Source organism: Flavicella sp., assembly GCF_037132785.1.
GTDB lineage: Bacteria > Bacteroidota > Bacteroidia > Flavobacteriales > Flavobacteriaceae > Flavicella.
This window is the reverse complement of record NZ_JBAHZZ010000114.1, coordinates 1-13851: the sequence shown is the minus strand read 5'-3', so window position 1 is coordinate 13851 and position 13851 is coordinate 1. Positions and strand designations below refer to the sequence as shown.

Here is a 13851-nt window from a genome sequence, read left to right as displayed (position 1 = left end):
GCATATTTTGATGAATTTTGTTTTAGAATTAATAGGTCACAATACAAAGAATCCATTTTTCATAAAACAATTCTTAGAATGGTACTACAAAAACCTAAATATCAAAAAAATACAAAACAGACACTAGGCGTATAGCTCAGTAAAAAATATTAGCATAGCCGTAGGTTACGGTTCTCTTTTATATTGAAATATAAAGGAAATAGAAACTAATTTAATCAATCATTTTGATGTTTATTTGGTATTAATGCTATTTACGAAAGTGTTAAAGTAAATAGAAGGATCCGTTTTTGGGTATTCAGAAGATTGTCTAAAAAATCCATTTTACAAGTCAACAGGTACAGACAAAATATCTTTATCAAAATCTTTCAATTCCAAGATTAAATCATTTAATAAAAGATCATATTAATTATTAAGATTCACAATGTGAGCATGTTACAATATAGGTCTCGTGAAACCACAATACAAATATCGAAGCATTAATACGTCATTTAAATGTTAAAATGGAATAACCCGCTGAAATAAATAAAAGATCGAGACAGAATAAAGAACGTGTCATTCTGTTAATGTGATGATTGCTACTTGTTTTCCAGTAATTGTTATGTGTTTGTTTTCTGGAAAAAAAGAAGCCTTTTAGACAGCCTATGTTTTGCATAAAGATCTATTATCTGACTATTTGTCAAACTCATTGAAATGGCTCAATATTCGTTAACCTATAAATATGAGTAAAAATCAAGTTTCCTTTTCGTGGGCATTTAAAGAATACATTTGGCCGAGAAAAAAAATAGTATTCGTAGGGATTGTTTTAATCATTTTTAGAAGTTTAGCGGGTATGGTATTGCCTTATTCAAGCAAAACCTTAATAGATGATATAATCCCTTCAAAAGATATTCATAGTTTGTTTTGGTTATTAGGAGCCGTTTGTTTTGCTATTTTGATTCAGGCATTATCTTCTTTTTATTTGACAAGAATTCTTAGCGTAGAAGCACAGCATCTTATCTCAGTTCTACGTGCAGAAATACAAAATAAATTATTAAGATTACCCATCCTATTTTTTGATAATAACAAGTCGGGAGCTCTAGTTTCACGTGTAATGTCGGATGTAGAAGGAGTGAGAAATCTTGTAGGTACTGGATTGGTACAATTGGTTGGCGGAACATTTACTGCTATTATTTCTTTAATTGTTTTGATAAATATCAATGCACTCATGACTTTTTGTGTACTAGTACCTGTAATAATATTCGCCTTTGTAGCTCTAAAAGCCTTTGGCTATATTCGACCTGTTTTTAAAGATCGTGGAAAAATTAATGCAGAAGTAAAAGGAAGACTGACAGAAACTTTAAATGGAATTCGTGTTATTAAAGGTTTTAATGCCGAAGAGCAAGAAAGCAAAGTTTTTGAATTAGGAGTAGAGCGTTTGTTTTTAAATGTAAAAAAGAGCTTGACTGTTACAGCACTAATTACGAGTTCTTCTACGTTTTTGTTGGGCCTGGCGTCGGCTAGTATTATGGGGATTGGTGGTTACTTTATGATGGACAATACCATGAGTTATGGTGAGTTTATTTCTTTCACACTGTTTTTAGGTTTTATGATTGCTCCCATAGTTCAAATGAGTAATATTGGAAGTCAATTGACTGAAGCTATGGCTGGTTTGGATAGAACACAAGAGCTAATGCAAATGAAAGAAGAAGATGATCCAAAGCAAAGAACTGTAGTTTTAAAGGGTTTTATCGGTAAGGTAGAATTTGTAAATGTTTCTTTTGGATATGAAGAAACTAAAGAAGTTTTACACGAGATTAATTTTGATGCTCCAGCGGGTTCTGTTACTGCTTTGGTCGGTTCTTCTGGTTCAGGAAAATCTACGATTGCTGGTTTGGCAGCTACTTTTTTAACCCCAACTTCGGGAACGGTTCAATTGGATGGAGTAGACTTATCTACAATCAACCTCAGTAGCTTTAGAAAACACCTGGCAGTAGTGCTTCAAGACGATTTCTTATACGAAGGAACTATAAGGGAGAATATCTTATTTCCAAAACCAAATGCCACGGAAGAGCAATTACAAGAAGCAGTGAAAGGAGCTTATGTAAATGAATTTACAGATCGTTTTGAAATGGGATTAGAAACAGTGATAGGAGAACGTGGAGTCAAATTGTCTGGAGGTCAAAGACAACGAATATCCATTGCAAGAGCTATTTTGGCGGATCCCAAAATTATAATTTTAGATGAAGCTACTTCCAATTTGGATACACAAAGTGAAAGTTTTATTCAAAAGAGCTTACAAGTATTGATGAAAAACAGAACAACTTTTGTCATAGCACATAGATTGAGTACCATTCAAAAAGCTGATCAGATTTTGGTCATTGAAGAAGGTAATATTGTAGAAAGAGGAAAACACGATGATTTGATTCTTAAAAAAGGAAGGTATTTTGAGCTTTTCACCTATCAAAGTAGAATCTAAACTCGATACTCTAATCTTTTAACCAAAACAATAAATGCAAAATTAATTTTTCACATCACTTATAAAACAATGCAATCAACTTTCGGATTATTGAATATTAATAAATTCTTTATAATGTTGATATCGATCATAAATTTGATTTACGTAGTTATAAGGTTCAGTACCTCTAACGTAGCCATATTTAACCACAGGATCCGAAAAATATTTTTTATGACTTAGATTTAATATTATGTTTTCTACATTATCATCCCATTGATTTTTATCCAATCCTCTTTTATCAGTGAGTCTTTGTGCGTCTAAAACATGGAAATAGCCACAATTATAAGAGGCCATTGTTAATTTTTGTCGTTGTAAACTATCTTTTACTCCTTTAAATTTTCCCCAAATTGTTTTTAAATACAAAGTGCCTCCTGCTATACTTTGCATAGGATTATCACTATTGACAACTCCTAACTCTTTTGCCGTAGACGGCATTATCTGCATCAATCCACTTGCACCAGCCCAAGATTTTGCTTTTGGGTCAAATTTAGATTCTTGATATATAAGTGAAGCGACCAATCTCCAATCCCAACCTAATTTCTGAGATTCTATTTTTATCAACTCGTCGTACTCACTTATTTGATTGCTATTGATGCTATAGAATTTACTTTTAATTCTTTTTTTAAAATTTCTTTTGTTTTTAAAGTACTTATTATAAATCACATAATAATCGACATCCTTCTTAGATTTTACGATCCAGTTATTTAATTCTTTTAATAACTCAGGTGAATTTTTTCTTGTAGCCCAAGCAATTCTCTGAGCAAAACTAACAGGAACACTAATATCTAAAATAGGGTAGTAGGAGGCCATTATTTTAGCAATATTATCATCGGCAACCGTATATTTAATTTTCCCATCAGCTACCAATTTAATAATTTCATTCGTTGTTAATTCACCTTTTAAAGTATCTATATATATATCGCCTCCAAGTTCACTTGATAAGTGTTCAAGTCTTTCTCTATAAGATGTCGCTGCTCTAACAGACACAGTTTTACCTAACAAGTCAATTGGGTTATGAAGAATCGATTTTTCTAAGGTATTCCATTTCAAGCTACGCCAATTATCAGGTTTCTTTTGTACTAATACTTGTTTGGTGAGATAGATAGCTTCCGAAAAATCAACTTTTTCTTTTCTTTCATTGGTAATTGCAAGACCATAGGCCATTAAATCAATCTTTCCTATTTGTAAATCAGGAATTAAATTATCCAGATCATTGGCAATACTTATTATTAATTTAACTCCTAAATACTTAGCAAACCGCTCCATAAGTTCATATTCAAAACCCATTGGTTTCCCTTTGTATAAAAAATAACTGGTAGCACTATAGGCAGTGGAAACTTTTATAAAACCCGATTTTTTAATTTCTTCTAAGCTTCTATTGTTGTAAGTAATTGGTTTAACTTGAGTTATTGTTTCTTTTTCACCCTCAGATTTACAAGATACAACAATAGTTAATATGTAGATTAGAATCAGTTTTTTCATTGATAGATTGGCTTAATTGATTTAGTTAAAATACAAATTATTTCTCGTTATTGAGATCTCTACTTATATAAGGGGTTTTCAAAAAAAATGATCTGAGTATTTATATCTCACAATGATCACTTATAAATTGAATTTTATCTGATTCTAAGATTTTAGATTTTTCTTTAGAATTAGCCAATAGTATCATCACTTTTGCGAGATTTTCCGTTTTAATAGCTCTGTATTTTTTTAATGAACCTACAAACAGAAAACTTGTGATAATCATAACTTTTCCGGCAATGGTTTCAAAAATTCTAGATTCTTTAGTCGCTCTTAGAAGAAGTGAGGGACGAAAAATAAAGGTTTTTTGAATTTTCAATTGATTGATAGCATTTTCCATTTCGCCTTTTGTTTTTGTATAAAAGGTACTGCTATTTGCATTCGCCCCTAAAGAGGAGACAACTAAAAAAGTAGGAATTCCATTTTTCTTGGCTAGCTCAGCAGCTGTTAAAGGAATTCCAAAATCTATTTTTTTATAAATTACGGGTTCTGGTGTTAATTTCTTTGTGGTTCCAATGCAACAATAAACTTCATTAGCAATAAAGTTTTTAGAATGCTGTTCCAACTCTAAAAGGTCAATTAGATATTCTTCAATTTTTACATGTTGAATTCCACAGCTAGATCTAGAAAATAATTTAATTTTCTTATACCGTTTGTCTTTTAGTAATTTTTTTAGAATGATTTTTCCAGTAGCTCCAGTAGCTCCAATAATAATCGCTATTTTCTTCATTTTTTTGTCTTAATTGATTGCTTAAAAGTCATAGAGTAAGTTTTTGTTGTGTATATATTTAGCTCAAGCGTAACTATATTGTTGTTTTTATTTAAAGAATAGGTAAATTTAATAATATTTCTAACTGATGCATCATTTTTTATTTACTCTGTCTTTAATTGATATCGACAACTCGTTTTCTCAGCTGCAATGATTGTATTACTTTATAATTTCGCAATTTAGGAAACCTGTAAAAAACTTAGATTCTTTTTTTAACTCTTAAATTTTTCTAGTTGTGATATTCGAAACGGATATTACATGTGATTAGTTACAAATTCATAATAAAATAAAGATCTAATCAAATTGTAAATAATTTTCACCATGGAAACTCGATAGAAATCTTGGTTTCTATAACCATTCACAAGCAATATTAAAAAAATAAAAAAGCTATATAATTAAACATCAAAAGACTAAGAAAAAAGCTCCATGAAAAAAAATATTATTTTCAATAAAACACTTGTTTATATAAATATACCAACTATATTTGTAATCGCTAAGGGCAATTAGCTCAGTTGGTTCAGAGCACCTCGTTTACACCGAGGGGGTCGGGGGTTCGAATCCCTCATTGCCCACCAAGATTTAAAAAGTCTACACGAAAGTGTAGACTTTTTTGTTTTCTCTCTCTTTAAGTTTTGCTATCTTCTATATTTCCCTGAGAAAAAAACTATTGATAAAAGAAATTTAATTGATCTGTAAAAAAACAAGAAATAGTCTTTAAATTGAAAAAAAAATGTAAATTTGCAGCCGTTAAACATGGTGGTTGTAGCTCAGTTGGTTAGAGTATCGGTTTGTGGTACCGAGTGTCGCGGGTTCGAGTCCCGTCTTCCACCCATAGTTTTTAAAAGGTCTGTTTTTTACAGACCTTTTTTTTAGTTTTATAATGATAATTTAAAAAAACAATCTCTGTCTGCTAAAAAAGTTTATTTTTGCAGCCAAAATAGAGTAAAATGGATAAATTAAAACAACGTTGGGGAATCGAATCAAATTTTGATGTTGTCCTTATTTTTATTGTGTTTTCTGTCAATGGTTCATTTGCATCTTATATCGCACATCCCTTAACAGAACTGATTGGTTTGGATTACAAAACCACAGCAGGTTGGTTTTTTTGGCCAGTACGTATTTTTTTGGTTTTCTTGATCTATCAGACAACTTTACCTTTGGTAGGTTGGTGTTTTGGTCAGTTTAGATTCTTTTGGAAGATGGAGAAAAAAATGTTAAAACGTATGGGATTTAAACGTTTTTTTAAAGAAAAAAAGAACTAAAGTTAGTTTTGAAACCTATTTTTAACATTTTTCAAACATTTCAAAATAATAAATCATCATTAAAGATAGTATCTTTGCACGGAATTAAAATAGATTTTCTTGTTTTTTACAATCACTAACACTTTACAAAGAAGGACTAAAACATATCATTTTATGGTTATAATTGGGCTTGTTTCTGTTTTAGGAACTGCCCAAAACACGACAAATGAACAGTCCAATAAACATCAAATTGCTCAGGAAATACAAATCTTAGAGGAAATAATAATTGGTGATTTCTCAAGAGTTCCTGTTCTAGAAGTAATCAAAGTCCCAGAAAAAGATTGGATAGTCGATAACTGGCATACAAATCGAATCAATGCTTATGAAGATACCCAAATAAAATTTCCTGTATACGTCAAATTTAAAGACTCTGTTTTTACTTCTCCTATATTAAAAAAGAAAGTGATTACTTCTCATTTCGGATGGAGAAATGGATCGGCTCATAAAGGAATTGATATTGATTTACACACTGGTGATAAAGTGGTTGCTATGTTAGATGGAAAGGTGCGGTATGTAAAATGGAACAATGGTTACGGAAATCTAATTATCATTCGTCATTTCAATGGTTTAGAGACGGTTTACGCGCATCTATCTAAACAATTAGTTAAAGCTAATGATTCTGTGAAAAAAGGACAAGTTATTGGGGTAGGAGGCGCTTCAGGAAATGCTATAGGAAGCCATTTACACCTAGAAGTTCGCTTTCAAGGAACTAGTTTAAATCCAGAGTATTTTTTCGACTTTGGTGAAGATAATAATATTAGAGCCACTGAAAGTTGGGTGACAAAAAAGTGGTCACAGCCTTTTACACAAAACTCGAGTCGAACAGAAAACATAGATGTATATAGAAGTATTGAAGAGGCAATTAAAAATACAGAGCCTTCAATTACATATCATATCATAAAAAAAGGAGATACACTTTCTTTTATTTCACACAAATACCAAATTTCAGTAACCAATTTATGTAAAACCAATAAAATCAATCAAAAAACAATATTGCGAATTGGTCAAAGGCTGTCTGTCAATTGACAAATGATCTGTTCGTTTTTATATCTTCAACTTGTGTTTTTAAAAAAACAGTAGTGAGATCTTATAAGTTTTATGGGAAATAAAAAAAATAATTTTGGAACTGCCCCCTTAGGTTTGTTATTAAAAGAACAATCCATTCCTGCAGCAATTGGAATATTGGTGATGTCGGTTTACGGAATTGTAGATACTATTTTTGTAGGTCGTTGGGTAGGAGTGTATGGTATTGGTGCAATTACGGTTGTGATGCCGATTACTTTTTTAATTTCTAGTATAGGTATGGCCATAGGAGCTGGAGGTGCTTCTATTATTTCTAGATCTTTTGGAGAAAATAATAAAAAAAAAGCCTATGAGGTATTTGGAAATCAGATGCTACTCACCCTGTTTTTATCCTTAACTTTTGTATTATTAGGGTATCTGTTTCAAAACGAGGTTCTAAATGTTTTTGGAGGAAAAGGAAAAATATTACAACCCGCAAGAGATTATTTTGGCATTACCTTAATTGGGGTTCCTTTTTTAGCTTGGTCTATGATGAGCAACCATGTGATTAGAGCCGAAGGGTATCCTAGGATCGCTATGTATACCTTAATGATTCCTGCTTTGACAAATATTATTTTAGACCCTTTGTTTATCATTACTTTTGATATGGGCATCAAAGGAGCTGCTTGGGCTACCAGTATTTCTTATCTGTTGAGTGCATTGTTTACTCTGTGGTTTTTTATCAAAGGAAATTCTCAAATAAAAATTAGGCTTACTGGTTTCAGACCCAATATTTCAATTATAAAGGAAATTGGCGCCATCGGTTCCGTAACTTTAGCCAGACAAGGGGCAATTAGTCTATTGTCGGTAGTTCTAAACAATATCTTGTTTACTAAGGGAGGAGAAATGGCCTTGTCTGCTTACGGAATTGCGAGTCGATTATTGATGTTTGCCAATTTTGCTGTTTTGGGAATCACCCAGGGAACGATACCTATATTAGGTTATAATTACGGGGCTAAATTATATGGAAGAGTACAAAGTTTAATCCGTTTATCTATGAAAAATGCTACTTTTATCGCTTTGGTTATTTTCACAATTATAATGAGCTCGGCAGACTATATTGTAATGGTTTTTACAAATGATCCTGTATTGATAAAACAAACTGTACCTGCAATACGTTTGATATTTTTAGCAACGCCGTTGATAGCAGTAAATATGATAGGAGGGGCCTATTTTCAATCGATCGGAAAAGCCCTACCCGCTTTGTTACTAACCTTATCCAAACAGGGATTCTTTTTAATTCCAATGTTGTTTATTTTACCCAATTATTATGGATTGTATGGTGTTTGGTATGCTTTTCCAATTGCTGATGTAGGAGCAACCCTAGTCACTTATTATTTTTTACGAAAAGAAACTAGAAAGCTTAATATATAAGACTCTATTCTCTTGTTTTTTATTAAAAATAATAGCGGAGGGAAACAAGATATTCAATTTTTTATAAATTATGTTCTAAGTAAATTTAGAACATACCAAATCTAGCCATTTTACGAACTTCACTGGGTGTTTTGATTTAAAGGAGAGTTTATTAAATAAATTCATATACAAAACAATTGTCTATAAAAAACAGCTCCCCACTTTATATATTCTAATATCAAATAAACATCAAAATGATTGATTAAATTAGTTTCTATTTCCTTTATATTTCAATATAAAATAGTACCCTAATCTAGGTTATGCTTATATTTTTTATTTCATCTAAAGAAAAAAATAATTCAAATTTATTATCAACCAATCTGAAATTCATTTGGAATAACTCAAACTAAATCATTAAAATCTGTAGGCCAATGAACTATGTCATTATTATACATCGCATCTAAACCCATTTGAACACATATAGCTGTTTTTGCTCCTGTTATAAAATTGGATTTCGGAAGCGTTTTATTAAAAATATTATCTCTAAAATCTATCAAAGCTTGTCTTGTCGGTTCTTCATGTAAGACTTTAATAGCCTCGCCATAACCCATTTCGGCTTTTGCAGTAGCACCAGAAACACCATCCAGATCCTGATGAGTAACATTCTTATTTCCTTCAGGGTAAAACCATGCCTTATCGTAATCTAACAATATAGTTCCCTTATCTCCCAAAACTTTTATTTGATAACCTTCATTTGCATTATTTGTTAAACAGCTAAATTTAGCTTTAACACCTTCTGGATATGAATAAATAAGATGAATATTATCATAAGTTTCCCTCCCATCTTTCCAATAATCGATACCACCTACACCCATAACTTTTTCTGGAGTAGCTTCTAAAACCCAATTAACAAAATCTATTTGATGTGAACTTAATTCAGCCAAAAGTCCACCAGAGTATTCTTTATACATCCGCCAATTAATAGCGCGCTCTAAATCTGGATTATCAACTTTTCTTCGCCAATCACCATTTCTATTCCATTGACATTCAAAAGCAGATACTTTTCCTATTTTTCCATTTTTAATGAGACCTACAACATGTTCATATAATCTAGAACTATGATATTGATGTCCAGTTTGAAATACTTTATTAGACGTTTTAACGATATTTACCAAACTTTTAATACCTGAATAATTTTTAGCTAAGGTTTTTTCACTATAAACATGTTTACCTGCTTCAATAGCAGCTTTAGTAACCTCTGCATGTGCGCTAAATGTTGTAGAAACAATTACAGCATGAATATTTTCATCATTTAAAAGATTTTTATAATTTGAATAACCTTTAACTCCCTTTCCTGCACGAGCTAAACCTTCTTCTAAACGAAAAGGTAAATTATCACAACAAGAATAAAGGGTTAGATTCTCAAGTTCGTTTATTAAGCTTATAAGTCCTTTACCTCGGCTTCCAGTTCCAATAACACCAATATTTATATTTTTATTATTATATAAGCCAAATCCAACATTAGATAAAACAGATGTTGTTCCGATTAATGCAATTCCACTTGCTTTTATAAATTTCCTTCTATCCATGTTTTAAAAGTACAACTTTTTTGAATTAAATAGACTGATTTAGTCATTTAATTTCTGTATATTTTGGTTCTACATATAAGGGTTATGGCCGTTTTCAAAGATCAAGATTTACTGATTTTCATAAAAGAATTACCAAATGATGAAGCTTTGTAAGGCTTATAACATTTTAACATTCAAATGATATTAGATATTGCTTTCTCACAAGATGCTTCAAGAAAGAGAAAGAACAATACAGCTCAAAATTATTCAATTTTACTTAGGATAGCACTAAATCTATTGAAAAATAAAAAAACTGAAAACAAGGTGTTGCTGGCAAGAGACTTAAAGCTAGGTGGAATCATGATTATCTGTTAAAAAGGCTAAACATAAAAGTGTGAGTTTGCCCTGGGATTTGGGTGAGTAACGTGAGTTAGTAATGAAATTAATACTTTTGATTAAACCTGGAATTTATTTAGGACGGTATTGATTGAATATACTCAATAAGTAAATAATCCTCAAGCTAAGCTTCGAGGATTATTTACTTCAGTAGACGATATCATTATTTGGCAGGTTTTAGTGTGTGAATACTAATTAATTTTTTAAGAATCTCAATTATACCCAGACATGTTATGGGTGGAACTAATTTTATTGCCCCAAGTGATCAACTCACCAAAGCCGTAATCGGAGTTGGAGGAATGGGGCAAAGTCACTTAGGGTATGAAGGAACAAGACTACTGGCTATTTGTGATGCAGATAGAAAACACTTGGAAAATACACTTAAAAAGGTTGGGAATAATGTAAAAGGATATCGCGATTTCCGAGAAGTTTTACAAAGACCGGATATTGATATTATACATATTGCAACACCACCGCATTGGCATGGTATAATGTCTGTAATGGCTGCTGAAGCAGGAAAAGATGTTTGGTGTGAAAAACCAATGACAAGAACTATTGGTGAAGGGAAGAGAGTAGTCGAAGCAATGAAAGTTCATGGAACCATGTTTAGATTGAATACATGGTTTAGATTCAAAGATAACTTCTACGGAATGAAGACTCCAGTTAAAAATTTGAAAAAAGCTGTAGATAGTGGTGTACTGGGTTGGCCTCTAAAAGTTACCATTAGTGGAATAACAGGGTTTAACTGGAAGTTTTACTGGGTAGGAAAAGAGAATTTGATGCCGCAAGCTATTCCAGATCAATTGGATTATAATATGTGGCTTGGGCCTGCACCTGAGAAAGCTTATAACTCACATCGTGTTCATTCAACATTTAGAGGGTATTGGGATTATGACGGTGGTGGATTGGGAGATATGGGGCAACATTATATAGATCCTGTACAGTATTTCTTAGGAAAGGATAATACAAGTCCAGTGAAAGTAGAAGTAGATGCTCCTCAGCAACATTACGATGCAATTGGCACCTGGAGGAAAATTACATACACATACGCAGATGGTTGTCAGATTATTTTAGATGGAGAAAATAAAGATAAAAATTCAGCATATATAGAAGGACCAAATGGAAAAATATACAATGGATTTAAATCTACAATTCCAAATTTGAAAAAGATGATTGATACGATGCCTGATCCTGAAGAGCAAATTACAAGTTTTTCGGAATCCGTAAGGACTCGTAAAAAGTTTGCATTGAATGAAGAAAACGGTCATGATAGACCCTCTTTTCCAGGCAATGCGATTCATGAAATGGGAACAGCAAGAATGGGACATGACCCAAAAACATCTATTCTTAATAAAAATAACCAAGTGCATGAGGTGCCTAATGTGTATGTTACCGATGGGGCTTGTATGACTTCTTCACCTTATCAAAACCCTTCTTTGACTTATATGGCTTTAACAGCTAGGGCAGCACATCATGCAGCTGAACAAGTAAAAAAATAATAGATTTTAATTATGGATAGAAGAAGCTTATTAAAAATAATGTCCTTGTCTACAGTAGGTTGTGCTATTTCAACACCTACATTGATTCAACTATTATCTTCCTGTAATTCAGATAAAAACAAGCAGTGGAAACCTCTTTTTTTGAGTGATTCTCAAGCTTTTATGGTAGAACAATTATCTGATTTAATCCTACCGTCATCAAAAACTCCTGGTGCACTGGATATACATACACCACAGTTTATAGATCTTATTTTAAATGATATTTTACCTAAAAAAGAGCAGGATATTTTTGTAAAAGGAGCATTTATTTTTGAAGAAAAATTTAAAAACATGTTTGATAAGGAGGTAGAAAAAGGATTTAGAGAGGAATATAACATTATTTTGGAAATCTATTTTAACCTAACACCTGAAACACAAAAGCAAGTTTTTGAATTGATGAAGCAGGATGCAAAAAAAACAAGACAAAAGGAAATCTATTATATATACAAATTTCTAATATTTATCCGAGAATATACACTTTTAGGATTCTATAGTTCAAAGCAAGTTGGAACAGAAATTCTTAATTATACACCAATTCCTGGTTATTATGAGTCTTGTGTACCTGTTACTGAAGTTGGAAATATTTCGTCCATCTAATTATATTGGAATAACTAAGCACAAAAGAGGTGTTGTGATAAAACCTATTTAACATAATGTAAATTATAGTACAAATACACAGTAATTTCTGTATAGCCGTTTTTTAGGCTATTTACACATAATTGTAGATATAGTGCCTTTAGGTCTATATCGTCAACAATTATGTTAAAAGAAATTACGGCTTGTAAACTTCTAGGTTTATTTGATAGCTATAATTGAATATTATGTAAAATATCCCAGAATGTTTAGTTCTTCATAATAAGCCTTTGTACTTGGGTCATTAAATATTCGTGTTTTGCTTTTCTTATAATTTTAATATTCTGTACAATTGTTCAAGTATTTTCAAATACGTGATTTATAAGAAGTTTCTCGTTAAACATTTGTAGCTATAATTCGTCATTATGTAAAATTGCCGCTGCCAAACGCTCGATTGCTTTTTAAAAATAATTATGCTGTCGCAGTAATTTTTTTAAACACAATTTTCCATCGCTTGCCAACGCCAAAAAAAAGCTAACTTTTAGATTCGTTTTAAACTTTTCGTTGGTGAGAATATTCACGTTATATTTTTTTTCACGAACTTTTCGTTAGTTTGCCATAAGAGTATAAAATTTCCCAACCGCATTATCCTTGCTCAAAATTTCTATACACTTGTTAACTTTTGTATTTCAATTCATCTTTTTTTCTTTTTTCATTATCTTTTGTCTTAAAACAAAAATACAAGGCTGCATATAATTTTGGAAACGATTACGGTTCATTCACTATATTTCAGAAAACATTGTAACTTATTAAGATTGCTTTGAAGGTATTGTATAGCAACAATTCTTAACAAAATGTATTACTAGACCCCCTAAAATATTTCACCTATTGTTTTATCCAAAATTCTAGTGAGGCCGTTTTTCCAACGCTCCATCTGGGTAAAAGCACACTACTTCTATTTAACATAATATTATAAAACTAAGCTTTTAGTTTATCAATATTATTTTCTAAAGCATACTTTGATAATTTTGGAATTAAGACCGTTGCAAGGTACATGACAAAAACAAAGACCCAAACTTAGGTTGTATATCATTGTTTGTTAGTTTGTTAAGGCGTATATTTAAGTATGAAACTACAAATAACACCTACTTTTTCAGATAGCATTTGTGATTTACGCACAAGAAAGATAAAAGCTATATTTTTTAGTCAAATAAATAGTCTTATCGATTGGGATCGAATTTCAAAAATAATAGACAAGGACTATTCCAGGGGTAAA

General features: G+C 31.5%; 8 protein-coding genes, 2 tRNA genes and 4 pseudogenes. 11 read left to right on the top strand and 3 right to left on the bottom strand.

Going from position 1 to position 13851, the window contains the following annotated elements:
- Positions 1 to 135: pseudogene (locus V5787_RS07715) on the top strand (IS1595 family transposase); the annotation flags it as partial.
- Positions 136 to 718: 583 nt separating this feature from the next.
- Positions 719 to 2455, top strand: a complete 1737-nt coding sequence (locus V5787_RS07710; RefSeq protein WP_336892669.1) for an ABC transporter ATP-binding protein — start codon at positions 719 to 721, stop codon at positions 2453 to 2455.
- A gap of 87 nt (positions 2456 to 2542) precedes the next feature.
- Here V5787_RS07710 and V5787_RS07705 read toward each other — a convergent pair whose 3' ends face one another.
- Together V5787_RS07705 and V5787_RS07700 are read right to left on the bottom strand one after the other, a co-directional pair.
- Positions 2543 to 3976 (bottom strand): transporter substrate-binding domain-containing protein, encoded by a 1434-nt coding sequence (locus V5787_RS07705; protein ID WP_336892668.1) that lies wholly within the window; start codon positions 3974 to 3976, stop codon positions 2543 to 2545.
- A 100-nt stretch (positions 3977 to 4076) separates the two neighbouring features.
- Complete coding sequence (locus V5787_RS07700; protein ID WP_336892667.1) at positions 4077 to 4745, bottom strand: NAD(P)H-binding protein; 669 nt, start codon at positions 4743 to 4745, stop codon at positions 4077 to 4079.
- A 536-nt stretch (positions 4746 to 5281) separates the two neighbouring features.
- Between V5787_RS07700 and V5787_RS07695 the strand changes: the two genes are divergently transcribed.
- The 5 genes from V5787_RS07695 (at position 5282) to V5787_RS07675 (ending at position 8521) form a co-directional block, all read left to right on the top strand.
- Positions 5282 to 5359, top strand: a tRNA-Val gene (locus V5787_RS07695).
- A gap of 180 nt (positions 5360 to 5539) precedes the next feature.
- A tRNA-His gene (locus tag V5787_RS07690) sits at positions 5540 to 5615 on the top strand.
- Between the two features lie 116 nt (positions 5616 to 5731).
- Positions 5732 to 6046, top strand: a complete 315-nt coding sequence (locus tag V5787_RS07685; protein WP_336892666.1) for a DUF6787 family protein — start codon at positions 5732 to 5734, stop codon at positions 6044 to 6046.
- Positions 6047 to 6199: 153 nt separating this feature from the next.
- Positions 6200 to 7111 carry a peptidoglycan DD-metalloendopeptidase family protein gene (locus V5787_RS07680; RefSeq protein ID WP_336892665.1) on the top strand — a complete coding sequence of 304 codons (912 nt, stop codon included), beginning with the start codon at positions 6200 to 6202 and terminating at the stop codon, positions 7109 to 7111.
- A gap of 72 nt (positions 7112 to 7183) precedes the next feature.
- On the top strand, positions 7184 to 8521 hold the full coding sequence (locus tag V5787_RS07675) for an MATE family efflux transporter (protein ID WP_336892664.1): 1338 nt from the start codon (positions 7184 to 7186) through the stop codon (positions 8519 to 8521).
- Positions 8522 to 8901: 380 nt separating this feature from the next.
- Here V5787_RS07675 and V5787_RS07670 read toward each other — a convergent pair whose 3' ends face one another.
- Positions 8902 to 10089, bottom strand: coding sequence for a Gfo/Idh/MocA family oxidoreductase (locus V5787_RS07670; RefSeq protein ID WP_336892663.1), 1188 nt, complete (start codon positions 10087 to 10089; stop codon positions 8902 to 8904).
- Positions 10090 to 10272: 183 nt separating this feature from the next.
- Here V5787_RS07670 and V5787_RS07665 point away from each other — a divergent pair.
- The 4 genes and pseudogenes from V5787_RS07665 to V5787_RS07650 all read left to right on the top strand — a co-directional run.
- Positions 10273 to 10466, top strand: a pseudogene (locus V5787_RS07665) (ISAs1 family transposase); the annotation flags it as partial.
- 231 nt (positions 10467 to 10697) lie between these two features.
- Positions 10698 to 11729, top strand: a pseudogene (locus tag V5787_RS07660) (Gfo/Idh/MocA family oxidoreductase); the annotation flags it as partial.
- An 18-nt stretch (positions 11730 to 11747) separates the two neighbouring features.
- Positions 11748 to 11963 (top strand): annotated as a pseudogene (locus V5787_RS07655) (GMC oxidoreductase); the annotation flags it as partial.
- 12 nt (positions 11964 to 11975) lie between these two features.
- A complete protein-coding gene (locus V5787_RS07650; RefSeq protein ID WP_336892662.1) occupies positions 11976 to 12599 on the top strand; it encodes a gluconate 2-dehydrogenase subunit 3 family protein in 624 nt (207 codons plus the stop codon).
- Positions 12600 to 13851: the final 1252 nt, after the last annotated feature.

Excerpts from the sequence above, each read along its gene's own strand:
- V5787_RS07705 (WP_336892668.1), bottom strand. The coding sequence starts at position 3,976 with ATGAAAAAACTGATTCTAATCTACATATTAACTATTGTTGTATCTTGT.
- V5787_RS07700 (WP_336892667.1), bottom strand. The coding sequence starts at position 4,745 with ATGAAGAAAATAGCGATTATTATTGGAGCTACTGGAGCTACTGGAAAA.
- V5787_RS07680 (WP_336892665.1), top strand. The coding sequence starts at position 6,200 with ATGGTTATAATTGGGCTTGTTTCTGTTTTAGGAACTGCCCAAAACACG.
- V5787_RS07675 (WP_336892664.1), top strand. The coding sequence starts at position 7,184 with ATGGGAAATAAAAAAAATAATTTTGGAACTGCCCCCTTAGGTTTGTTA.
- V5787_RS07670 (WP_336892663.1), bottom strand. The coding sequence starts at position 10,089 with ATGGATAGAAGGAAATTTATAAAAGCAAGTGGAATTGCATTAATCGGA.
- V5787_RS07710 (WP_336892669.1), top strand. The coding sequence starts at position 719 with ATGAGTAAAAATCAAGTTTCCTTTTCGTGGGCATTTAAAGAATACATT.
- V5787_RS07685 (WP_336892666.1), top strand. The coding sequence starts at position 5,732 with ATGGATAAATTAAAACAACGTTGGGGAATCGAATCAAATTTTGATGTT.
- V5787_RS07650 (WP_336892662.1), top strand. The coding sequence starts at position 11,976 with ATGGATAGAAGAAGCTTATTAAAAATAATGTCCTTGTCTACAGTAGGT.